25 protein-coding genes and 1 pseudogene are annotated in these 22,575 nt (G+C 34.8%); 6 read left to right on the top strand and 20 right to left on the bottom strand.

The genetic code is table 11. The features are described 5' to 3' along the window. Window positions 1–94: 94 nt before the first annotated feature. From L950_RS02010 to L950_RS01970, 9 genes are all read right to left on the bottom strand, one after another. On the bottom strand, window positions 95–2,659 hold the full coding sequence (locus L950_RS02010) for an alpha-2-macroglobulin family protein (RefSeq protein ID WP_031289030.1): 2,565 nt from the start codon (window positions 2,657–2,659) through the stop codon (window positions 95–97). Further along, complete coding sequence (locus L950_RS02005) at window positions 2,656–4,719, bottom strand: MG2 domain-containing protein (protein ID WP_031289028.1); 2,064 nt, start codon at window positions 4,717–4,719, stop codon at window positions 2,656–2,658. The genes L950_RS02010 and L950_RS02005 overlap by 4 nt, the downstream gene beginning before the upstream one ends. Before the next feature lie 14 nt (window positions 4,720–4,733). Beyond that, the gene (locus L950_RS02000; RefSeq protein ID WP_021191185.1) at window positions 4,734–5,240 is read right to left on the bottom strand and encodes a hypothetical protein; all 507 of its coding nucleotides are present in this window, start codon (window positions 5,238–5,240) and stop codon (window positions 4,734–4,736) included. Between the two features lie 29 nt (window positions 5,241–5,269). Beyond that, entirely contained in the window at window positions 5,270–5,494 is a 225-nt protein-coding gene (locus L950_RS01995; protein WP_021191184.1) for a hypothetical protein, read from the bottom strand. A 170-nt stretch (window positions 5,495–5,664) separates the two neighbouring features. After that, window positions 5,665–5,901 (bottom strand): hypothetical protein, encoded by a 237-nt coding sequence (locus L950_RS01990; RefSeq protein WP_156169483.1) that lies wholly within the window; start codon window positions 5,899–5,901, stop codon window positions 5,665–5,667. Between the two features lie 149 nt (window positions 5,902–6,050). Beyond that, window positions 6,051–6,443: a hypothetical protein gene (locus L950_RS01985; RefSeq protein ID WP_021191182.1), complete on the bottom strand. Its 393-nt coding sequence runs from the start codon at window positions 6,441–6,443 to the stop codon at window positions 6,051–6,053. Between the two features lie 153 nt (window positions 6,444–6,596). Further along, entirely contained in the window at window positions 6,597–7,175 is a 579-nt protein-coding gene (locus L950_RS01980) for a DJ-1/PfpI family protein (RefSeq protein ID WP_021191181.1), read from the bottom strand. 256 nt (window positions 7,176–7,431) lie between these two features. Further along, window positions 7,432–7,809 carry an NADPH-dependent FMN reductase gene (locus tag L950_RS01975; protein ID WP_231576782.1) on the bottom strand — a complete coding sequence of 126 codons (378 nt, stop codon included), beginning with the start codon at window positions 7,807–7,809 and terminating at the stop codon, window positions 7,432–7,434. Between the two features lie 89 nt (window positions 7,810–7,898). Beyond that, window positions 7,899–8,804: a 1-aminocyclopropane-1-carboxylate deaminase/D-cysteine desulfhydrase gene (locus L950_RS01970; protein ID WP_021191180.1), complete on the bottom strand. Its 906-nt coding sequence runs from the start codon at window positions 8,802–8,804 to the stop codon at window positions 7,899–7,901. A 55-nt stretch (window positions 8,805–8,859) separates the two neighbouring features. Between L950_RS01970 and L950_RS01965 the strand changes: the two genes are divergently transcribed. From L950_RS01965 to L950_RS34835, 3 genes are read left to right on the top strand one after another with little or no spacing between them, the layout of a single operon-like run. Continuing rightward, a complete protein-coding gene (locus L950_RS01965; protein WP_021191179.1) occupies window positions 8,860–9,903 on the top strand; it encodes an RluA family pseudouridine synthase in 1,044 nt (347 codons plus the stop codon). 13 nt (window positions 9,904–9,916) lie between these two features. Then, on the top strand, window positions 9,917–10,309 hold the full coding sequence (locus L950_RS34840; protein WP_262506945.1) for an aminotransferase class IV: 393 nt from the start codon (window positions 9,917–9,919) through the stop codon (window positions 10,307–10,309). Between the two features lie 14 nt (window positions 10,310–10,323). Further along, entirely contained in the window at window positions 10,324–10,782 is a 459-nt protein-coding gene (locus tag L950_RS34835) for an aminotransferase class IV (protein ID WP_262506944.1), read from the top strand. 151 nt (window positions 10,783–10,933) lie between these two features. Here L950_RS34835 and L950_RS37005 read toward each other — a convergent pair whose 3' ends face one another. The 6 genes from L950_RS37005 to L950_RS01945 form a co-directional block, all read right to left on the bottom strand. Next, a complete protein-coding gene (locus tag L950_RS37005) occupies window positions 10,934–11,710 on the bottom strand; it encodes an amino acid permease (RefSeq protein WP_410528078.1) in 777 nt (258 codons plus the stop codon). Then, window positions 11,707–12,360 (bottom strand): amino acid permease, encoded by a 654-nt coding sequence (locus L950_RS37000; protein ID WP_410528077.1) that lies wholly within the window; start codon window positions 12,358–12,360, stop codon window positions 11,707–11,709. Before L950_RS37000 ends, L950_RS37005 begins: the two co-directional genes overlap by 4 nt. 274 nt (window positions 12,361–12,634) lie before the next feature. Continuing rightward, on the bottom strand, window positions 12,635–12,802 hold the full coding sequence (locus tag L950_RS27515) for a FeoB-associated Cys-rich membrane protein (protein WP_021191178.1): 168 nt from the start codon (window positions 12,800–12,802) through the stop codon (window positions 12,635–12,637). A 6-nt stretch (window positions 12,803–12,808) separates the two neighbouring features. Then, window positions 12,809–14,194 (bottom strand): ferrous iron transport protein B, encoded by a 1,386-nt coding sequence (gene feoB, locus L950_RS01950; RefSeq protein ID WP_231576789.1) that lies wholly within the window; start codon window positions 14,192–14,194, stop codon window positions 12,809–12,811. 56 nt (window positions 14,195–14,250) lie between these two features. Beyond that, window positions 14,251–14,907, bottom strand: coding sequence for a FeoB small GTPase domain-containing protein (locus L950_RS31615; RefSeq protein WP_021191176.1), 657 nt, complete (start codon window positions 14,905–14,907; stop codon window positions 14,251–14,253). Further along, on the bottom strand, window positions 14,908–15,147 hold the full coding sequence (locus L950_RS01945) for a ferrous iron transport protein A (RefSeq protein WP_021191175.1): 240 nt from the start codon (window positions 15,145–15,147) through the stop codon (window positions 14,908–14,910). It abuts the gene before it with no gap. Between the two features lie 106 nt (window positions 15,148–15,253). On the opposite strand from L950_RS01945, the gene L950_RS01940 reads away from it, so the two are divergent. Continuing rightward, the gene (locus L950_RS01940) at window positions 15,254–15,730 is read left to right on the top strand and encodes a MarR family winged helix-turn-helix transcriptional regulator (RefSeq protein ID WP_021191174.1); all 477 of its coding nucleotides are present in this window, start codon (window positions 15,254–15,256) and stop codon (window positions 15,728–15,730) included. Here L950_RS01940 and L950_RS01935 read toward each other — a convergent pair. Then, complete coding sequence (locus L950_RS01935; RefSeq protein WP_021191173.1) at window positions 15,727–16,545, bottom strand: ZIP family metal transporter; 819 nt, start codon at window positions 16,543–16,545, stop codon at window positions 15,727–15,729. The two genes, L950_RS01940 and L950_RS01935, sit on opposite strands and share 4 nt — an antisense overlap. Beyond that, complete coding sequence (locus L950_RS01930) at window positions 16,542–17,126, bottom strand: phosphatase PAP2 family protein (protein WP_021191172.1); 585 nt, start codon at window positions 17,124–17,126, stop codon at window positions 16,542–16,544. The genes L950_RS01935 and L950_RS01930 overlap by 4 nt, the downstream gene beginning before the upstream one ends. Window positions 17,127–17,329: 203 nt before the next feature. Here L950_RS01930 and glmM point away from each other — a divergent pair, with 203 nt between their 5' ends. Further along, complete coding sequence (gene glmM / locus L950_RS01925) at window positions 17,330–18,712, top strand: phosphoglucosamine mutase (RefSeq protein ID WP_021191171.1); 1,383 nt, start codon at window positions 17,330–17,332, stop codon at window positions 18,710–18,712. Window positions 18,713–18,780: 68 nt separating this feature from the next. On the opposite strand, the gene L950_RS01920 is transcribed toward glmM, so the two are convergent. The 3 genes and pseudogenes from L950_RS01920 to L950_RS34825 form a co-directional block, all read right to left on the bottom strand. Then, the gene (locus L950_RS01920) at window positions 18,781–19,464 is read right to left on the bottom strand and encodes a potassium channel family protein (RefSeq protein ID WP_021191170.1); all 684 of its coding nucleotides are present in this window, start codon (window positions 19,462–19,464) and stop codon (window positions 18,781–18,783) included. 3 nt (window positions 19,465–19,467) lie between these two features. Beyond that, window positions 19,468–19,961 (bottom strand): annotated as a pseudogene (locus L950_RS34830) (potassium transporter TrkG). A 59-nt stretch (window positions 19,962–20,020) separates the two neighbouring features. After that, complete coding sequence (locus L950_RS34825; RefSeq protein ID WP_197086171.1) at window positions 20,021–20,863, bottom strand: potassium transporter TrkG; 843 nt, start codon at window positions 20,861–20,863, stop codon at window positions 20,021–20,023. A 207-nt stretch (window positions 20,864–21,070) separates the two neighbouring features. Between L950_RS34825 and L950_RS01910 the strand changes: the two genes are divergently transcribed. Beyond that, window positions 21,071–22,366 (top strand): DUF389 domain-containing protein, encoded by a 1,296-nt coding sequence (locus L950_RS01910; RefSeq protein ID WP_021191169.1) that lies wholly within the window; start codon window positions 21,071–21,073, stop codon window positions 22,364–22,366. Window positions 22,367–22,575 lie beyond the last annotated feature (209 nt).

Raw genomic sequence — 22,575 nt, 5'->3', positions numbered from 1 at the left:
AATGTAAATTTACTTAATTAATGTAGTATTTTAATAGTATTAAATTATTGTTAAATATATATGTAGTAACACCTCTTTAATACTATTAAGTGATCTAGTTATCCGTTATTTTGATCTGAATACCTGTCGAATGTGATGACATTTCTGGCGCATATAGATTTTGAATAGTTGTTATTCCATTTGAAAATATACCCGCATTATTTGCTCTTAACTCATATTCAAATACGTAGCTTCCTTGTGGTAAATAATCGATAAAAAAATTCGTTGCAGCGTCTTTGGTGCTTTCATAATAACCAAAACCTTGTTTGTATTTATAGGTTGATGTTACATTTGTTGGCTCAAACCCAGATGCTCGCATATCTTTGAGGTGTACGAATGATAGATTTCTATCACTTTTTATCAAAATCCGTACTTTCACAATATCTCCAAGTTGAATAGGTGTTGTTGCTGTTATAGGGACTAGTACTTCTTTCAACTGTTCAATTTTCTTGAGATAAAGCTCTTTTTGTAAGCTAATGGTTGATGAGGCGGACCGTATCTGATCTAATTGTTCAAAATACTGGTAATACAAACCTCCTAATGCTATGCCAGGACTTGCTTTTGAGATCTCAACTTTCCCTAATGCAGGTTTAATTTCTTTTTTCATCCAACTTTCTTTCCTGTAACCAGAACCGATTTGTTTCGATATTTGTGTTTCATCTAATGGTTTACCAGCGACTTTTATGGTAAGACCTTCTGGAGCATCTAGCCAGTTTTCGCCATAGTTGATCAAGGCATCAACAGCAGCGACGGTCGCTTTAGTTGAATTCCAGTGTCGTACTTGTTTATTTTTGATCAACCAGATCTTCATATTTTCAATTGCTTTTTTATCTTGACTTACTTCGTCAAATGCTCTTATCAGTTGGGCTTGTGTCTCAATTGGTGCTTCGTACCAAGACCAGCCAGGTTGATTTTGATTCCAGTACATACCTTTTTCAACAGATTCAATAGATTTTTGTTGTAATTGTTTGATGACTAGTGCAGCAGCTTCCTTTAAGTTGTAGCGATTTAAAATAAGGGCTACTTTGGCTTGGGTGCTAATACTATATGTTAGTTTATTTTTATCTATCTCTTTTAGAAAATATGCAATAGCTGGTTCCAGTTGCGTATTTTTATCTTCAGGCGAATAACTGCTTCTTACGAAGAGATATTCGATTCCTTGATCAATATTAGGTTTCATCTTATTGTCTTGCTGAAAACGGGACCAATTATGTAAAATCTCATTGTCTAAAAATGCGAAGCCTTTCGTGATGATCGGTTTAACCATATTTGTCAAATCAAATTCAGCAATGATGCCTTTCGCATTTAATTTATTGATGCCCTCAAGTATATAGGTGGAGACCTGGAAATTCTCATTACCTCCAGGATACCATGAAAACCCTCCACCGGATGATTGCAAAGCAGCAAGTTTCGCGACGTCTGTTTTTAATGTATTTTTAAGCGTATTCTGATCAAATAGATGTGCAATGTTCTTCATTGTTTCTTCCTCATTAATTGCATCTTTTAACCAAGGTGTTTCCTGTATCATAATTGTTTTCAATTCCTCATTGATACGTAAATTTGATTGAAGTTGCTGTTTACCTTTCCATTGTTCAAATACAGGCTTTATTTTTGGGTGCTGATTGACCAGATGTGCAGAAAATGAATTTAGATAGAATTTACTGAAAATTGATTCTGATGATTCATATGGATACTCATTGACATAGGGTAGCGCAAATAAGGCATGATAGATCGGATTGCTTGTTAATTCTACTGTATAGCGGTATGGTTCGGAAGTAGACGAGCCCTGTTGTAAACTTTTCATTTCAAAAGATTTCGACTGACCTTCTCTTACAGCAATAGGTAAAGTTTCTGTGACTAACATACTGTTTTTTAGAACAGGAATAGTGGATTCTTCACCGTCAGAGAAGTTACCTCCTTTTGCCACGATACGGTATGTGATTGCTTCAATATTTTTAGGGATCGTAATTTCCCAGCTCGTATTTTCACTGCCTTTAGCAATTACCGTAATTTGTTTTATTGGAATGTTAAGAGCTAGGGGCGCCATGGTAATTGCATCAAACATTTCTAGCGAAACAGAGGTTTTTAAATCATTTGCAGACAAGTTATTGACCTTTGCTTTGATTGTTATTTGATCTGCTTCTCTAAAGAAACGTGGCATATTGGGTACAATCATCAGATCTTTTTGTGTTTCAACAAAATTAGTGTAGGTACCTATAGCTAATTCTTTACTATGCGCGATTGCCATAAACTTCCAGCGGGTTAAACTTTCTGGAGAATCAAAGCTGAACACCGCATGACCATCTTTATCTGTTCGTAGTTGAGGTAAGAAGAAAGCTGTTTCCTGTAGATTTTTCCGAATCTGAATTGGATTCTCGCCTTTATTTTTGTCGATTTCTGCTTGACTGGAGACTACGACTACCTCTTCCATTACAGGAGATGCTGCATCTGCGAGCATAAGATCTTCTTGGGCTGCTCCAGCCGCCTGTTTTGCTACTGCACCTCGGATTCTAAGTGATCCAGTAGGGGACATTCTTCTGGTACGGCCAAAATCATAATTATTGATATTGAATCCAAAATTCTTAAATCGATCGTAATTTAGTGCCGTGTTAAAATTCAATTCGCTAAAATTTGGATGAAAGTACTTCTGCTGAGATTATTGGTATAATACCAGGCTCTATAAGAAGGATATGAATAAGGATTTAGAGGAAATGAAAAATCATTGCTGGTCACATTTTTAAGTTTGTCTAAAGATGCGTCATACATATTCACCAAAAGCTCTGATGCTATCTGCTCCCCTTTTTTTCCTTTAATGACCAATTCCCAAGTTTCTTTTTGTCCAGGATACAGTTTATTTCTGAAAGTTTTTGTTTCTATTGTTAGCGATGGGCTATATTGTTGTATTGGCAATACCAAAGTTTTAGTGAAAAGCTGTCCATTTTTAACACCAGTGAAATTCAATACCAAACTATTCTTGATGGTTTTAGGAATTTCAACTTGAATTGTTGTTTTCATTTTTGAAACGACTTTAAAATCTATTTTTTCATCTTCGGAAGAAGTCATGTTGAGATGAAGAGAATCAAAATCCGTTTCCAGACTTATTTTAGCCTTGTCAGCTAGTTGATAATTAGCTTTGTCAGCAGTAACGGTCAAAGGTGATTTTTCATCTGATTGTAGCCGTGAATTGTTGATTTCAATCATCCGCTCACTACGAATAGTATCTTCCGCAACAATTGAAATTGCTTCCAATTTATATTTTCCTGCAAAACTACTGCTGTTTGGAAGTTTTATTTTATTTGATTGGGAAAGATCAAAATCTGCCTCGTAAGCCACCGTAAAATCCTCTTCTTTTTTATATTCAATTCCGTAAGGTTCATAGGGGAACTTCTGTAAAAATTCATCCTTAGGAATGCTATTGTAATAACTAAAGTCATGTGCAATATAGAATGACGGGGAGACAATAAGACGTTTATTTTCTATTCGTTTTTTTAGTATAAATTTACCTTTTGCAGGTACTTTTTGTCCAGATAGGTTTTGTGCACTTATTGTAATCGAATCCAGATCATTTGCATCAATTTGTTCTGGTGCATCTATCTGTAAAGTAAAGGGAATATTTCCGATAGTTAAACGGGTGGTACTTTCATTGGTTTCACCAGTAGCATCCATTACTGAGGCATCGATGTTGAATGATTGGGTAACTCGCCACTTGCTGTTAAAATCTTGTGGTATTTCACTTTTGAAACTAATGATAAAATTTCCCTCGTTATCAGTTCGTATGGTATCTATTTTGATTGTCTCGCTAAATGTGCGATCGATAATTCTATCATATACATCGAAAGGTCTTATTCTATTTTCAACTTTGTTGACCGAATATGCCACCGTGGCATTAGCTATAGGAACACCGCTAAAAGATATAGCTTTTCCTGTTATAGAAATGGAGTCACCTAATGATTTCTTATCTTTAAATTCGTCAAAAGTAACTTCAAATTTTGGACGTTTATATTCTTCTACACTGAAGCTGTAATTTTGGTTTATGCCATCACCAGTAATCTGTATATAATACTGACCTGTTACATTACCTGTATTTAAGATAAATGATCCTGCTATTGATCCAAAATCATTGGTGACCAATGTTTTTTCATCAACACGTTGATTATTTGTATCGTATAATCCCACAACGATGCGTTTATCAGCCATAGTTGCGTATTTAATCTTTTCGTAATTCTTATATACGATTGCTTTGAAATAGACAATCTGGCCCGGTCTATAGATCGATCTATCCGTAAATATTTTTGCATCGTAATGTGCGTCTTCTTTATGATCAACTTGAGGATAATAGTATGAATTGAAGGGGATGAATACAGGTTCATCATTAATCCTTAAAAAAAGATTTCTATTTTGATTTTTATTGTTAAAAACACCATTCTTATTTGTCGCTTCAGTTGATTGTAGTTCAAACTTATCTTGACGTAAGTTGTAAAATTTCAATGAGGCATTGGATTGTTGTGCACCTGTTTCCCGGTTTACGATCAGTACAACTTGATCATCTTGCAACATTGCGTATTTGCTAAAATTTAATTTTAGATAGCCATAGCAGTTTTTTTCATTGTATTCGTTTTCAAATGGAGAGGAAGCATATACGATGGTATAAGAACCTGCATCAAGTGCAGGGATTAGCAAAGTTGTCTCGTGACTTACTTGATCTTTAAAATCTTTAAGATCAAAAAGCCTTCCTTTACAACGTTGTTATTTTTGGTGAAAGTGTGGATTATGTTCCATAATGTACTATCATTAGCGTTGTTAATTTCGGATTGAAAACGATCTAAGATATTTCTTGGACGTATTATTTTATAGAATATCTTACTGACATTTCGGTGTGTCACTTTCATTAATGCCTCTTTATTCGCGGTATTAAATTCCTTCGATTCAAGAAGAATTTCTGGTTTTAATATATTTTGACGGACTGTTGATAGATAGGTTTTTGTATGAGCACTGTCCGCAAGCGGTAAATACGTTTCTATTTTTCTTAGTAAGATATTTATTTGTTCTTGTTGATTTACCGCGACAATATTTGCCTTGTTTTTGTAGATGTTGATATAATCTACAATCATAATTTCTTTGAGTGGGGACTGCTTATATTTTGCGATCCAATTTTCAAGAATTTGTAATCTGGAAGAATCTGGATTATTTTTGCTACGCAATAATTGGTATTGATTAAATAAATAGGCATCTATATTTTTGCCTCATGGATTTTTATAAGATCGTGGTATAAGCTATCGACAATTTTGGTATTACTATCTTTTTGATTTCTAGCTGAAGAGATCTGGTAGGGCTGATTTTGTTGAAGGAGATCGATATAATCATAAACTGCAATATCGTATAGCGTTGGCAGATAGGACTGCTGTGGTGATTCAATGAGTTTACTCCATTTTTCTTTTGGTTCATGCAAGAGCATGTCTTTTTCTATTAAGGCATTTTGATATAAGGATTTGATTTTATCTTCAAATTGTTTACTTGTCCAGAAAGTAAAATCGTTATTAACATCGTTTTGTACTTCAGTACGCTGATTAATGCTGTAATAATTACTGATGAAATAATCGTTATAATTACGGGCCTGTTGAATGGTTAAAATGGCTTTCGCGGTTTTATTCTCGAGCTGTTTAATTTTGATATCAATTCTTGAATGACTTTTAATTTTATATCCGAATCATCTGAAGTCTGCATGTTTATCTTTTGGCGATATAGAAAAGCTTTGACCTGTTCATCATACCAATTTCTTTTTACTGCTTCGGCTTCTACCTTAGCAAGAATAGGAGAGATCTCTTTCCAAAATTGATTATCAGCCAGACTGTCAATCTGCATCCATAAGGGAGCAAGATTGTTTTTCTTTTGTGCATATGAATGCGATAAGCACAATAATGAGTATATGAAAAGGAGTATTTTTTCATGATAAAACCTATAGAAAATAAAAAAAGAGAATACAATGCGTATTCTCTTTAAATATAAAGAATTTATTGTTCCTTTTTATTTTTTATCCATACCCGATTTTTTTGAAATTTGAATCGCTTGAAACTTCTTCCATCATAGTGGGGAGCTTCTATAGTTAGTGAAGTAGGATAGGGCGTATTTTTATCAAAAAAGTAAGCCGTAGTTGAGCTTCCATAATCATTTACCGGTAGTAAATCTATGCAGGCCTTATAATCTGCTTCATCAGGTTTGCCAACAGAAATTGCATATATGCGTATGATACCGCCTTTATTTTGCTCATTTCTTACAAATGCAACCTCTTTAAATTCGCCAGGTAGATCTTCAATGCTTTTTTGTGTTAAAGAATCCTTTAACATGAAGGCTAGAATTGCTAGAATAGGTATGATAATTAACCATACCCGTTTATTTTTTTTCATTAAACTTATTCATTATGAGTGTAAGCTTCCATTTGTATCAGTAAGCTCAGCGTACTCGAGTTGTTTTTGTAATGGTAATGAAGCTATCATGAGCAAAAAATTTATATCCTTACTTATTTCACGATCTTGATAGCTTCCTTAAACGTATTGTAATTAAATTGCTATTGTAATTCCTAATAGTTTGTAAAACTCCTTAAGAATAGCTTGATGACCTGGCCAAGCAGGTGATGTTACTAAATTTCCATCTACAATCGCTTGATCTGCGGGGATGTTTTTCCATGTTCCGCCAGCAAGTTCGATGTCTGGTCCTACAGCTACATACGCCGTTAATGTACGTCCTTGGAGTACTTTTGCTGCTGTTAAAACTTGTATGCCATGACAGATCGCCGCAACGGGCTTATTGTTGTCAAAAAAATACTTTGTTATTTCTAATACACGTTTGTTCAGTCGGATATACTCTGCAGACCGGCCTCCCGCTATATACAGACCATCATACTCTTCTACATTAATGGTATCAAAATCTTTATTGATTCCAAAATTGTGTCCACGTAATTCCTTATAGGTTTGGTCACCTGTGAAATCATGAACTGCAGTAGGTACTACATCACCTTTTTTGCGATCTGGTGCTACAGCATCAACATCAATACCTAGAGAACCCATAGCCTGAAAAGGAACCATTGCTTCGTAGTCTTCTACGAAATCGCCAACAAGTAATAATATTTTCTTTGCCATAAATTTGTTTTTTATCTCTCCAAGATACAAAAAAGTCAGAGACGACTATGACTTTTTCTGTTAAGTTATGGTTAAACTAGCTTTGCCGTTCTCTCTTTTAAAGCACGTTTAGTTGCTCGTACTTTAGCTTCTAACTTACTTCTATGTTGAATATTTGTAACTCCTTTTCCGCTTTCGAAATTATTTCCAAATTCAGGTAAGGAGAATGAGTCCAAAACTTCTGCCCCATCCCAAGTGATTCTATTTACGGCTGTATTTAAAACAGTAGATCCACCATAGGTCCTGGGCTAGTAGCTAATAGAAAAACAGGTTTTCCATTGAACGTTTTACGACCTGCAATTCTGGATACCCAATCGATGATGTTTTTGTAACCAACATTGTAAGAACCATTGTATTCTGCAATCGATATCAATAAAAAATCGGATTCATCAATTTTTGACGCGAAATCTAATGCTAATTGTGGAATGCCAGACTCTATTTCTCTATCAATAGAATACAAGGGCATTTCGTAATCATTCAAATCTAATATATCGATTACATCGTCTACTTCTTTATAATATTTAGAAACTGAAGTAACGAAAGTTTTGTTAATTGAATTTCTGCTGTTACTAGCAGCAAATGCTAATATTTTCATTTTGAGCTTTTATTATTTGATGTTCAAACGTACAATATTAATTTTATGAAAATGTCAAAATAATGTTTGAAAGGTTCCAAAATAGTTATTTATTGACCTAGATCAAGATTAAAACGTTCATACATGCCCAGAAAGCCAGTTAACCCTCCGGTATGAATAACCAAAATGCGTGCATCAGGTTTAAAGTAATCTTGAGAAATCAAATCATTAACCGCAAAAAAGAGTTTACCTGTATAAGTTGGTTCGATCATGATTCCTGTATTGGAAACAAATTTTTCAATGAACCGTAAAAGTTCGGGTTTAGTTTTCGCGTATCCTCCAAAATGATATCCAGTATGAAGGGTTGCAACAGGATCGCTAGGATATATTTTGTGCACTTCATCATGAATAAAATCTCCTCCTTTTAAGACAGGTACACCATGGACAACAGTTTGTAATCCAGATGCCGCCACACCGTGTTGTAATCCTGCGAGGGTAGTCCCAGTACCGCAGGCGCAAAAAATATGATCGTAAGATTCCTGTAGTGATGCTATAATTTCTTCGCATCCTTTAGAACCAAGCGGTCCATGACCTCCCTCATCTATAAAATAAGCATTTGAGTTATTACTGAAATGTTTATCAAACAGAACTTGCTTATTTTTAAATTCGGTACGATCAGTATAGATAATTTCCATCCCAAATAATCGACACATGGCGATGAGCGGATTATTTATTCCAGGGTCACTCCGTAAAAAGGCTGTTGTTTTTAGACCAAAGGTAGCACCGGCGCAAGCTGTTGCCAAAATGTGGTTAGACCATGCACCGCCAAAAGTGACCAAATGGTTTTTATTTTCTGCTAATGCACGCTCCAAATTAAATTTTAATTTCCGCCATTTATTACCTGAAATAAACGGATGGATCATGTCATCACGCTTTATAGAGACATAAATAGTTTTTTTTCCCCAGTCTGGAAAACTAATTTTTTGTTCGGGACTATAAAAATTAAAAGATATCATACACTTTAATGTACAAAGTTAGTAGAATTTGTATGAATTAGGTTATTTTTGTACGATGGCTGAAAATTTAGAGTTACAAGAGCAAGATGATCAAGAGTTATTTGAACATTTGCGTATAGAGGTAGATAAAGGACAAGCGTTACTGCGCATCGATAAGTTTCTGATGAATAGAGTAGAGAATGCATCTCGAAATAAAATTCAGGCAGCTATTGAAGCGGAGTCCGTATTAGTGAACGAAAAGCCTGTAAAGGCAAGCTACAAAGTGAGACCATTTGATGTTATCACTGTTGTCTTGCCCGATCCCCCAAGAGATACCGAAGTATATCCCGAAGATATTCCTTTGGATATCATTTATGAAGATAATGATGTATTGATCGTCAACAAAGAATCTGGAATGGTTGTCCATCCTGGTTTTAATAACTATAATGGAACATTGGTAAATGCTTTAACGCATCATATTCAGCAGTTGCCACAGTTACCCGGAAACTCTGATCGTCCAGGTTTAGTGCACCGTATTGATAAAGATACGTCTGGATTACTTGTTATTGCCAAGAATGAAAAGTCGATGACTCACTTGGCGAAGCAATTTTTTGATCACAGTATCACAAGAAAATACATTGCGCTGGTATGGGGTGATATTAAAGAAGATGGTACCATTACAGGTTATATAGGGCGTCATCAGAAAGATAGACGTATTATGGCTATGTACGACAGTGAAGCAAATGGGCGCTGGTCTGTTACCCATTACCGGGTTATAGAACGTTTAGGTTATGTGACTTTAATTGAATGTCAGTTGGAAACTGGAAGAACACATCAGATTCGTGCACACATGCAATCTATTGGTCATCCATTATTTAATGATGCCATGTATGGTGGAGACAAGATTATAAAAGGTACCGTATTTACAAAATATAAACAATTTGTAGAAAATTGTTTTAAAATATTACCTAGACAAGCTCTTCATGCAGAAGTAATTGGTTTTGTACATCCAACATCAAAAGAAAATATTAAATTTGAAGTACCATTACCAGAAGATTTTCGTTTAGGATTGGAGAAATGGCGTAATTATGCTGCTTTATCAAAACCAACTGAAGAATAATATTTATACTTAAATGCCAACAACATATATCAATTTTAACGGTAATATTTTACCTGAAGAACAAGAGATATTCTCTATTGAGAATAGGGCAGTACGTTATGGCGACGGCTTGTTTGAAACGATGCTGTTTAAAGATGGTGAGATCAGATTCCTAGCTTTCCATATGGAAAGGTTGCAAAAAGGGATGCTCGCTTTACATTTGGAAGATACAAATCTTTATGATGAATTTTTCTTTCGTTCTAAAGTAGAGGAACTGATACGGAAAAATAATATGGTCGGTCAGCTTGTCCGGATACGCTTAACTGTTTTTAGAAATGGGGGCGGTTTGTACAGTCCACATTCAAATAAACCTTCGTACGTGTTTCAGGTTGCGAAACCTGAACCTAATCTGAAGGATAAAAAGTAGGTTTAATTGTTGATTTGTATACCGAGTATAAAAAACCATTTAGTGATTTATCAAAAATTAAATCACTAAATTCTCAAATTTATGTTTTAGCTGGAATTCACAAGAAAAAGATGGGTTTTGATGATGTTTTATTATTGAATCAAGAAGGATTTTTATGCGAAGCATTGAGTTCAAATATATTTGTTCATTACGAGAAAACGTTATATACACCTGCTCTTTCAGAAGGCTGTATTGAAGGTGTTATGAGACGTGTTGTGATCGATATGGCCATTGATGAAGGAATAAAAGTAGTAGAAGCTCAGATAAGCCCACAGATCATGAAAGAAGCAGAAGAAATATTTCTCACGAACGCTGTTCAAGGGGTACAGTGGTCATGGGGTATAAACAAAAAAGATATTTCAATAAAATTTCCAGAATATTGCAGAATAAATTGCAAAACTGGAATTATAATGATCCTGAATAAATTAAAGTAGAAATTCAATAAAAAGCTTCTAAACGGTTCTACTGTTTAGAAGCTTTTTTATTTATGTGATGATTACAATTGAAAAGAGTGGTGATCAATTTGGGAATCATTCCTATACATTTTAAACAAGTAAAGCATTCAAAAGTATGAACGCTATATTTTTATTGTTTGGATTTGTTTCTTTTCACTAAAAGATAAGATAAATAAAGAAGGACCATCCATATCGGAATTAGTTCAACAGGTACTTTCATTCCTGTTATCCACATGATAACCAATACGGTTACTAAAAATAAAATACAGATGTAATTACTGATCGGAAAGAGAAAAGATGGAAATTTTGTTTTTATATCCCTACGGACTTTATCCTTTTTAAAGTAGAAGTGTGTCACGGTGATCATGACCCAATTAATAATGAGCGAAGAAACAACTAACGACATTAATATTTCTAATGCATCCTGGGGCATAATTTTATTAATAACAACACAGATAGCTGCAAATAATGCAGAAACTAAGATGGCATTGACAGGAACATGGTTCTTACTTAATTTGTTCAGAAACTTCGGGGCATTGCCCTGACTTGCTAAACCATATAGCATACGGCTATTGCTGTAGACACTACTGTTATAAACGGATAATGCTGCCGTTAGTACGATGAGATTTAAGACATTGGCAATTAAGCTTGTTGCGTAGATGGTTTTACCAAATAGGGTAAACTGAAAACTTTTCAAAGAGTCAAACACCGTTACAAAAGGACTTGTATCTGCCGTAATCTGTTGCCAAGGCGATAGTGAGAACAAAACAATAAGGGCGCCAACATAAAAAATAAGAATTCTATAGATCACCTGATTTGTCGCTTTGGGTATATTTTTTTCAGGGTTTTCGGCCTCTGCGGCGGTGATGCCGACTAATTCTAAGCCACCAAAAGAAAACATAATCAAAGCGATCGCGGCAAGTAGACCTTCGTACGTACCATTACTGCTTTGGGATAGCCAGCCTTTTGGGAAAATCCCCCGTCATTATAAAGATTACTGATCGAAGATTGTGGGCTGCCTGTACCACTGATAAGCAAATAAGAACCAAACAAAATCATGGCTATAATCGCGGCTACCTTTACTATAGAAAACCAGAACTCGGCCTCTCCGTAAACTTTTACAGAAGCTAGGTTTAGCCCATTAATGATAAAAAAGAAAAACAGACTGGAAGTCCAGAGTGGTATTTCAGGCCACCAAAACTGCACATAAACACCGATAGCAGTTAGCTCTGCCATGCTTACCAATATGTACAAGACCCAATAATTCCATCCTGAAGCATAACCTGCAAAAGATCCTAAGTATTTATTGGCAAAAAAGCTAAAGCTCCCAGAGACGGGTTCCTCTACAACCATTTCGCCCAATTGGCGCATGATAAAGAAAGCAATGATTCCTGCTAAAGCATAGCCCAATATCACAGATGGGCCCGCTAAAATAGCAGCCTTACCGATACCTAAAAATAGGCCTGTTCCAATAGCACCGCCTAAAGCAATCAGTTGAATGTGTCTATTCTGTAGACCTCTTTTTAATTCGTTATTTTGTTTTGGATTTTGATCCACGTAATTGTTTTTTATAAAGTTAATATACGGGCTGATATCATTAGATAGGACTAATATAGTTTTTATCTATCAATAATTCGGCATTGTATTGATGTTAATACGAGCTAATAGCAAGTAATGAAAGCTGAAAGGTAATTTTTTATTATTTAGCAACAAAAATAACTTTTCTATTTCAGCTCCGAATGGAATACAAAAACCGTTGACATCGAACATGACAACGGTTTTTATTTTTAATCCTCAGTATACTAAAGAATGATCTCTAATTTGAATGTGATTACAGATTATTTTTTTGTTGAACTTTCGGTTGCGTCATATCACAGCCACAACCTTTACCACAACTTTTTTTACCTTTGAATGAAGCACGCATCGTTTTTGAAAAGTAGATTACCGCTGCGATAATGATTACTCCAACGATGATGTATTGAATAGTTAAATTCGTCATAATATTTTATTTTAATGCCTGATAGGCGATTAAAGCTGCTATATAAGCTAAGCCTGTCATAAATCCTACTTGAATTAAAGTCCATTTCCAAGATGCTGTTTCTTTTTTTACAATTGCTATTGTACTCATACATTGCATTGCGAAAGCATAAAATAGTAAAAGGGAAACACCTGAAGCAAGATTATAGGCAGGTAAACCTGTATTTCTGTTTACCTCAGCTCTCATTTTACTTAAGATTGTTCTTTTAGAAGCATCATCTTCAATATCTGCATCATCACCAATGCTATAAACTGTAGCCATTGTTCCAACAAAGACCTCACGCGCTGCAAATGATGATATCAAACCAATTCCCATTTTCCAATCATACCCCAATGGTTCTACAATAGGCTCAATTACCATGCCCAGATATCCTAAATAGGAGTGTTCCACCTTATAAGAAGATATTTCATGATCGAGATCTTCTTGCGATAGCGACGGATTATTCTGCGTTACAATTTCTTCTGCATTTTTAAATTTATCACCAGGACCAAAACTTCCAAGCGCCCAAAGTATGACAGATATGGCTAAGATGATTTTACCTGCGCCAAAAACGAAACTGGATGATTTGTCCCAAACATTTAAAAATAAATTTTTCCAGTCCGGGAATTTATAAGTTGGTAATTCGAAAATTAAGAAAGATTTATGTTTTGTCTTAATAATTTTATTCAATAACCATGCTGAACCAAGAGCCGCTAAAATGCCCAGAATATAAAGCGCAAATAAGATAATACCCTGAATATTGAACCCAAGAAATTTAGTATCAGGAATGACTAAACCAATGATAACAATGTAAATTGGTAATCGTGCAGAACAGGTCATAAACGGTGTTACTAACATCGTTACCAGACGTTCTTTACTATTTTCAATGTTTCGTGCAGACATTACAGCAGGAACAGCACAAGCGACACCTGAGATCAATGGAATGACTGATTTACCATTAAGTCCAAAAGGTCTTAACCAACGGTCCATTAAGAATACTACACGGCTCATATAGCCTGTTTCTTCCATCAATGATATAAAAATATATAAGATCACAATTTGGGGAACAAAAATAACGATACCGCCAATTCCCTTAATAATACCATTGGATAATAGATCTGGAAGTGGTCCTGCAGGTAAGACACTCTGCACATAAGCCGCTAAATCGGCAAATTGCGTATCAATGAAATCCATGGCTGGTCCAGACCAGTTATAAATACCCTGAAATATCAAAAACAGAACCCCAAAGAAAATCAGATAACCTAAAATAGGGTGTAGTAAGATTTTATCAATACCATTCGTAACACTTTTCGAATCGATATCTTTTGATACGATTGTACTTAATGCATGTTCTAAATTCTTATTACGCTGAATGGATTCTTCTTTTTGTAATACCTGTGGAGTTAAATTATGCTGTTTTCTAATACTTTCTAGAGCATTATTTTTTCCTCCGATAGAAATTCTACGTTACCTTTTGCTAAATACTGCCATGTATTGTACTCGTGTTCCAGAGGGAATAGTTTTTTTGCTTCCTCAACAGGTGTAACATATTGTGCGGGAATACTAAAGTTTCCAATATATAGTGGCGGAATTGAATCAAAAGCTTTGATCAATTTGTCAATTCCCTCACCATTACGTGCATTTGTTAAAAAAACTTTAGTCTTTAATAGGGACTCCAATTTTGGAATATCAATTTGAATACCTTTTGTCGTTGCTTCATCAATCATATTGATGACAAAAATGGCAGGTAATCCAAGTTCTCGTGCTTGTTGATAGAGAATAATTGATCTCTTTAAGTTGGACGGTTCACCGACAACAACAATTAAATTTGGTTTAAGCTTGTGTTGTTGATCGACAAGTATATTGAATACAACTTCTTCATCCAAAGAGTTTGGAAATAAGGTGTAAGTACCGGGTAAATCAATGATTTTATATGTTTTATTGTTTGCCGTTAACGAGCCTTCGCGTTTCTCAACGGTGATACCGGGATAATTTCCAACTTTCTGATTGAGTTTCGTAATACGATTAAACAGCGATGTTTTACCCACATTTGGATTCCCCAAAAGTGCAATAATAGGATTGTTCATTTATTTTGGATCGATAATGATTACTTTGGCTTCAGACTTTCTGATAGCAATCAATGAGTTACTAGCAATTATATTTAGACAGATTGGACCGTTTAAAGGGGCAATATGTTTGACTTCAATTTCGGTTCCGGGAAGGAATCCCATTTCATAAAATTTAGCGGGAATGTCATTCGAATTCAAATCAACTATTATAGCTTTTTGTCCCTTTTTAAGCTTGTCTAAACTAGATTTATCGCGCATTATTTCTCTTAATATGTAATTTTCAAATATATGAATTTTATCTGATTTAGAATGATTCTAATGTAATTCTTATGCATTTATGATAAATATGTGATATATTTAAATTATGAAAATTGATGAAGCCATACAAGTGAAAAAATTTAGTACGGAGTGGCAACGAGCCACTGTTAACCTATTGTACACAAGTAATTGGGTAACTGCAGTTTTGGAGAAGAGGGCAGAACAAAAGCAAATTACATTACGTCAATTCAATGTGCTACGGATATTGCGGGGACAATTTCCGAAACCGGTTACTAATAATTTGATAAAATCTAGAATGCTGACGAATACGCCTGATATTTCGAGGTTGATAGACCGATTGGTTCTAAAAGGACTAGTCGATCGCTGTAAGTCAAATGAAGATAAACGTGCAGTCAACTTATTAATAACAGAATTAGGGCTTAAAATCCTCGAAGAACTAGAACAAGAAATGCTTCTGAGTGATATTCTCCCGAATCATCTATCGGAAGCTGAATGTACCCAATTAAATGAACTCTTGGATAAATTTCGAGGAAGTTTAGAACCTGAAACTAAAACTAATTAGTGATCATGATGGTCATGGCTGTGGTCATGACCATCATGATTGATTTCTTGCGTATCCTCTGAAGAAGAATGGCTGTGATCGTGGCCGTCAAATAAAAAATTCATCAAAGCAATTGCAACACCGACAAATACGGCTATCATTTTCTTTTTATTGAATTTATGATGATCTGCTGAGCCAGATTCAAATAATATTGTTGTCGATATGTGTAGGAATATACCGATGACAACAGCCATTATTTTATCAAAATACTGTTGAATATTACCAATTTCACCGGTACTTATTGCTTTACTGAAAGAAAATCCCAGAGGTGTCATCGCAGCAAAAACAATTAACAGTGTCGTAATACTCTTTTTAGAAAGATGTGTACTGATCAATAAACTTCCTAATGCAAATGCAGCCGGTATATGGTGGATTGCTATTCCAAAAACCAGCTCTGTTTGATGGGTAGCAGCTAAAGGCATCCCTTCCAAAAATGCATGTAAACATAAACTGATCATAATTCCCATAGGAAAAGCATGATGATGGCCTTCTTCATGATGAAGATGTCCATGTTCGATTCCTTGCGAGAACTGTTCTAGCACGAGTTGGAATAAGAATCCTCCTAATACATATATTCCTAAAATTTCTGCATCTGTAGTTCGTGTCTGATAGACGTGCGGGATTAAATGCAGTACCGTGATGGCAAACAGATAGGCACCGCTAAATGATAGAATTAATTTAAGTAAATTCGTATTGTTTCTTTTTACAAAGAACACTGCTAAACCACTTGCTAATGCAGAGAAAAAAAGAATACTTACTAAGATGATTGCGCTCATTTCGCTATAACGGGATTAAAGAATTCTGGTTTTAGTTTCTTAAAGATATATCCGGTTGCCATACCGATCAGTATCCCTAAAATTGCTCCACATAAGATATCAAACGGATAGTGAACACCCACGTATATCTGTGAAACAGAAATTAATGTTGCCCATGTGATACATAACCACATCGCATGCTTCCATTTTCTTCTGAATAATGCGATCCAGAAAAATGCTAAAGCAAAATGATTGGTGGCATGAGAAGAGGTAAAGCTAAATCCTGAACCACATCTCACACGGATATTGACCTCTTCTTTAAATACGATATCATTGCAAGGACGAACCCGTTTAACTGATTTCTTGATTAAGTGAGAAGAGACTGCATCAGAAGCTCCGAATGTAGCTAATGTCATAACAACAATCAGGATACCCGTTTTACCATATGTTTTAATAAAGAAAATAACTAAAAAGAGGTATAAAGGAGCCCAAGTATATGGATTTCTTAAAATTGGAAGTAGCCAGTCAAATACCGGATTACTTAATCCCTGATTAATGGCTAAAAAAATTTCTTGATCAATATGTACTATTTGGTCAATCATGTTGCTGTATTAAAGTGAAATTATTTGATAACAGTTCTTCGTGATCTGAATCCAAATGTATAAATAATTTCAATTTGATGCGGATATATGTGTAAAAGAAACAATGTTGCAACAAAAGTATGTTAATTATTTCAGAAAAGGAAACGCTTTATTATAAATATTTGGACTATTGTTTTATTTTTACGGAATAAACGTAATTTAACATGACTTTAATTAAATCAATATCTGGTATTAGAGGTACCATTGGTGGTCGTTCTGGAGAAGGGTTGACACCTATCGATATCGTGAAGTTCACGGCAGCTTATGGTAAGATCATTGTGAATCAGACTGGAATTAACAAGATTGTTGTTGGTCGTGATGCACGAGTTTCCGGTGAAATGGTCAGTAATTTGGTTATTGGTACTTTACAGAGTATTGGTGTAGATGTGATTGATTTAGGCTTATCCACAACTCCTACAGTTGAGATTGCGGTTCCTAAAGAAAATGCTGGTGGCGGCATAATCCTAACGGCATCTCATAATCCAGGTCAATGGAATGCTTTAAAATTATTAAATGCTAAAGGTGAATTTATCAATGACGCCGAAGGTAAGCAAGTACTGGCATTAGGTGAAAGCTTAGATTTTGATTTTTCAGAATTCGAAGATTTGGGAACAGTTCATAAAGACACAAGCTACATGCAGAAACATATTGATGATGTTTTAGCGTTGGATCTGGTAGATGTAGAAGCTGTTAAAAATGCAAATTTCAAAATTGCAGTGGATGCCGTTAATAGCACAGGAGGTTTGTTCATTCCTGCTTTGTTAGAAGCACTAGGAGTAGAAACAATTTATAAAATTCATTGTGAGCCTGATGGTAAATTTCAACATAACCCTGAACCGCTAAAAGAAAATCTTACAGATCTTTCTAAGGCAGTATTGGAAAATGGAGCTGACTTAGGTATTGCAGTAGATCCAGATGTTGACCGTTTGGTTTTCATGATGGAAGATGGTGATTTATTTGGTGAAGAATATACCTTGGTAGCAGTATCAGATTATATTTTGCAACATACAAAAGGAAATACAGTTTCTAATTTATCTTCAACAAGAGCATTGCGCGATGTAACTGTTAAACATGGAGGTCAATATTTTGCAGCCGCAGTTGGTGAAGTGAATGTAGTGACAAAAATGAAAGAAGTTAATGCCGTTATCGGTGGTGAGGGTAATGGCGGTGTAATTTACCCGGCATCACACTACGGTCGCGATTCACTTGTTGGTGTAGCAATATTTTTAACACATTTAGCAAAGTTGGGTAAAAAGGTATCTGCATATAGAGCCGAATTGCCGCAATATTTTATGTCTAAGAATAAAATCACATTAACTCCAGAATTGGACATTGATGATCTTTTAGCAAAAATGGAAGCAAAATATAAGCATGAAGAGCATTCAACTATTGATGGATTGAAGATTGATTTTGAAAATGAGTGGGTTCACTTACGCAAATCAAATACAGAGCCGATTATTCGTATCTATTCTGAAGGTCCTACAGCTGAAGCCGCAGAAGCAATTGCACAAAAAATAATAGCTGAGATCGAAGAAATTATTAAGTAATTACTAGCAAAAACTAAAGAGAGCCTAAATATTTAAGCTCTCTTTTTTGTTAATACTTATAGAATCTGTTATTTCAAAAAATCTTTAAGATCTAAATTGCTGCCGTAAAGTGCTAATATGTCGCCCTCTTGGATCACTGTTTTTGGGTTCGGTATTCCTTGAAGCACAGTGGCAACCATTCTATTTGTACCGAAAATATTTCTTTGTTCTGTCTTCTTCAGAATGGTAAGAACTAAAATATTGAACTTTTCTCTAAATCCAATTTCTAATAGATTTTTCCCAACATATTTATTGGGTACAACTGCCTCTATAATGCTATAATTGTCATTCAGTTCAAAAGATTCTAATAATCCATTCAGGCAAAGTTTTTTTGACCATCGTTCAGCAGTTTCTTGCTCCGGATGTACAATTTCGTTTACGCCAATAGCCAGTAGCACCTTTTCGTGCAGCGAATTGATTGCCCTACTGATTATCCGTTTTACAAAGTGGTTTTTACATAAAGCAGTAGCCATAATGTTGGCCCCTTCATTTTCACCTATTGCTACAATAACGGTATCTGTGTTTTTCAGGGGAAGGCTCATAAATGCGGCCTCATCTGTAGCATCGATACATATGGTATGCGTAATCTTGTCTTTGAGCATATTTACTTTTTCCATACGGTTGTCCACGCCCATAACTTCATTTCCTTGAGCTGTTAATTTCTCAGCGAGGGAAGCCCCAAAACTACCTAGCCCTATTACGATAAATTTCATATTTTATATTATAGTCATTTCTTCCGTTGGATAACGGTAATTAGTAAATTTAATTTTTTTGAATAGTGATACCAATATGGACAGCATTGTTACGCGTCCAATAAACATGATGATGATAATAACCAATTTACTCCCTGTACTTAAGTCTTCAGTAATACCAAGTGTTAAACCTACTGTGCTGTAAGCAGAAAAACATTCAAATGCAATATCAAGTAAACTCATTTTTGGGTCAAAGTTGTTATTAAAAATACGCCCAAGCCAATGACCAATAAAGATAGTGTCATAGCAGCAAACGCTCTTCGAATGGTCCGTTCAGAGATCTCGCGTTTAAAAACCTCTATATGTTCTTTTCCTTTCGCAAGTGAAATAAAGTTAAAAATAGCCAATGAAAAAGTGCTCGTCTTGATACCACCACCTGTTGAATTTGGTGAGGCTCCGATCCACATTAATAAGATGATCAGTATGGTGGAAGAAAAGTGCAATTCATGAAAATTAATAGAATTATATCCCGCCGTTCGTGGAGTGGTAGCCGTAAAAAGAGCAGTAATGAATTTGCCTATTCCTTCATGTGAAGCAAGGGTATTATGATACTCCTTGAAAAAAGTATAATTGTTGCAATAACAATAAGGGAAAATGTGGTGATCAGATTAACTTTACTATTGATATTGAGAACTCGGGCTTTATAGTTATCCTGTTTTCTTTTTGTCAGCCGCATCATCAATCTATTTGCTATATGTTTAAAGTATTTAAGCACATTGATCACTATCGGAAACCCTAGTCCTCCAAAAACAAATAATAATATGATGATCAACTGTAAATTATAATTATTTACATACGTTTCTTCCATCAGGCCATTTGGCAGTGTTGAAAAACCAGCATTACAAAAAGAAGAGATCGCATGAAAGACTGCGAAAAATATTCGTTCTTCCCAATTGGGGATTACTTGAGCATTAAGTGATAAGTAGATCAACAATGCACCAAATGCTTCTACGATCAAAGTAATAAGTAAAATGCGCTTTAACATGATAAAAACTTCACCTACTTTTTCCGCATTCATATAATCTTTAGTTGCCAGCTGGTGTTCATAACTGGAGCCCCCCTTGAAGAAATAGCTGAAGTAACTTGAAAAGGTTAATATACCAAGACCGCCGGCTTGAATAAGTATCATGATTACCGTCTGACCAAATAAAGTAAAATGAGTATTTGTGTTTACAACAACCAGACCCGTTACGCATACAGCACTCGTTGATGTAAATAGTGCATCAACAACGGAGAGGTCTTTATTTAAAGAGATAGGGAGTTGAAGTAATATTGTCCCTATCAATATTAATAACATGAAACTAAGAATAAATAGTTGTGTTGGACTTATTGAGGATCTATTAAACTGTAAATACTTCATTTCATAAATTTGGTGAAAATGCTTAGCAAATTTAAAAAAATTAGGCTAAATGCATATTGTTTTCTGTTTTATTAAAAATTCACGCTTGAGAATTTTTTTATTAAACTGTATTGTTAATTTAAATATCGCTAATGTTTAGATATTATAGTATCTTGTCATCACCTAGATCTATTTTAGAATTTAAGTAAAACATAAAAAGGGAATACTGTGAGCAAGTTAAAAGATTTTTTAAATCTACATCAGGGAGAAGATCAAAAGGAAAAAGTATTAGAAAATGTGATCGCTAATATTTCATTTCGCGGTGCTAATTTATGGATATTAGCTTGTGCTATTGTCATTGCATCTGTAGGCTTGAATGTCAATTCTACAGCTGTTATTATAGGCGCTATGTTAATATCGCCACTTATGGGGCCTATAGTCGGAGCCGGGTTTGCTTTGGGAACTTACGATTTTGGATTATTAAAAAAATCTTTAAAAAATTTAGTTATTGCTACGCTCGTAAGCTTATTCGTTTCCTTTTTATATTTTTCACTAAGTCCTTTTAAAGAAGCGCAATCGGAATTATTAGCCCGAACATCACCAAATATATATGACGTACTGATCGCATTTTTTGGAGGTATGGTTGGAGTTATAGCCATCACTCGAGTGGAGAAGGGAAATCCCATCCCGGGTGTAGCTATTGCTACGGCATTGATGCCGCCGCTCTGTACCGCAGGATATGGGCTAGCCATTGGTAGCCTATCTTATTTCGGAGGTGCCATGTATCTCTATATGATCAATTGCTTCTTTATCTGTATATCAACTTTTCTTATTGTCAAATTTCTGAAATACCCGAGCGTAAGCTTTTTAAATGAAGGAAAGAAAAAGCGCATTACAAGAACGATCACTTTATTAATTCTAGTCATGATTGTGCCGAGTTTTTACTTAGCATATGCATTATTGCAAGAGAAAAAATTCACGCAGCAAGTGAATACGTTTATCCAAAATGAACTTGTGCAAAAAGGATATACCCTGATTTACGAAAAAACTAAATTCAACCAACGACCTAAAAAAATTGAACTCGCATTTTTGGATAAGAAATTCTCAAAATCTGAGTTGATTGATTTGAAAAGTAAACTCTTGCTATATAATATCGATAATACAGAATTGTTTATTCGTCAGGATAGTACTGATTTAAAGCGGGATATCTTGGCAGAAATCAGTAGACGTTCAGAAAATGTGTCTGAAAAAGATATTGCTATTCAAAATCTTAGAAAGGAGCTGACAACATATAAGTTTGATGATCAGGAGTTAATTAAAGAAATCACAACATTATTTCCAACTTTAACCCCTTTTTCTATTGGAAAGCAATTAACGGTAAATACTGCTGATAGTACCAAGATGGAAACGGTTTTGTTCTACAGCGGGAAAGAAAAATTAGATAACAAAGAACTTTCTAAACTGAGAGATTGGCTGAATATTAAGCTTGATGGATCTGATATCAAGATTTTAAAAGGGGAATAACAAGAAGGAATGGTTTAATGTCATTAATAACCATTCCTTTTCTTGGCTATCTATAAGAAAATTGAATTCGAAGCATTTCTATCAATAGCATTCGGATTAAAATAATCGATAGTTGGATTTCCTAAATCCATTAATTTTTTATCAGTTTACATTATACATACTGACCTTGATCTTTTAAATTACTCCCAATGAATATCGCATTTTTCTCA

This window comes from Sphingobacterium sp. IITKGP-BTPF85 (assembly GCF_001006065.1).
In the GTDB taxonomy this organism is placed as follows: Bacteria; Bacteroidota; Bacteroidia; order Sphingobacteriales; family Sphingobacteriaceae; genus Sphingobacterium; species Sphingobacterium anhuiense.
The sequence above is the reverse complement of the archived record's forward strand: the minus strand, read 5'-3'. Positions and strand labels throughout refer to the sequence as shown.

Bases quoted from the DNA above. Each gene is read 5' to 3' on its own strand.
- L950_RS01995 (WP_021191184.1), bottom strand. From the start codon at position 5,494: ATGCTCTTGCATGAACCAAAAGAAAAATGGAGTAAACTCATTGAATCA.
- L950_RS01990 (WP_156169483.1), bottom strand. From the start codon at position 5,901: ATGCAGATTGACAGTCTGGCTGATAATCAATTTTGGAAAGAGATCTCT.
- L950_RS01985 (WP_021191182.1), bottom strand. From the start codon at position 6,443: ATGAAAAAAAATAAACGGGTATGGTTAATTATCATACCTATTCTAGCA.
- L950_RS01980 (WP_021191181.1), bottom strand. From the start codon at position 7,175: ATGGCAAAGAAAATATTATTACTTGTTGGCGATTTCGTAGAAGACTAC.
- L950_RS01975 (WP_231576782.1), bottom strand. From the start codon at position 7,809: ATGAAAATATTAGCATTTGCTGCTAGTAACAGCAGAAATTCAATTAAC.
- L950_RS01970 (WP_021191180.1), bottom strand. From the start codon at position 8,804: ATGATATCTTTTAATTTTTATAGTCCCGAACAAAAAATTAGTTTTCCA.
- L950_RS01965 (WP_021191179.1), top strand. From the start codon at position 8,860: ATGGCTGAAAATTTAGAGTTACAAGAGCAAGATGATCAAGAGTTATTT.
- L950_RS34840 (WP_262506945.1), top strand. From the start codon at position 9,917: ATGCCAACAACATATATCAATTTTAACGGTAATATTTTACCTGAAGAA.
- L950_RS27515 (WP_021191178.1), bottom strand. From the start codon at position 12,802: ATGACGAATTTAACTATTCAATACATCATCGTTGGAGTAATCATTATC.
- L950_RS31615 (WP_021191176.1), bottom strand. From the start codon at position 14,907: ATGAACAATCCTATTATTGCACTTTTGGGGAATCCAAATGTGGGTAAA.
- L950_RS01945 (WP_021191175.1), bottom strand. From the start codon at position 15,147: ATGCGCGATAAATCTAGTTTAGACAAGCTTAAAAAGGGACAAAAAGCT.
- L950_RS01940 (WP_021191174.1), top strand. From the start codon at position 15,254: ATGAAAATTGATGAAGCCATACAAGTGAAAAAATTTAGTACGGAGTGG.
- L950_RS01935 (WP_021191173.1), bottom strand. From the start codon at position 16,545: ATGAGCGCAATCATCTTAGTAAGTATTCTTTTTTTCTCTGCATTAGCA.
- L950_RS01930 (WP_021191172.1), bottom strand. From the start codon at position 17,126: ATGATTGACCAAATAGTACATATTGATCAAGAAATTTTTTTAGCCATT.
- glmM (WP_021191171.1), top strand. From the start codon at position 17,330: ATGACTTTAATTAAATCAATATCTGGTATTAGAGGTACCATTGGTGGT.
- L950_RS01920 (WP_021191170.1), bottom strand. From the start codon at position 19,464: ATGAAATTTATCGTAATAGGGCTAGGTAGTTTTGGGGCTTCCCTCGCT.
- L950_RS34825 (WP_197086171.1), bottom strand. From the start codon at position 20,863: ATGAAGTATTTACAGTTTAATAGATCCTCAATAAGTCCAACACAACTA.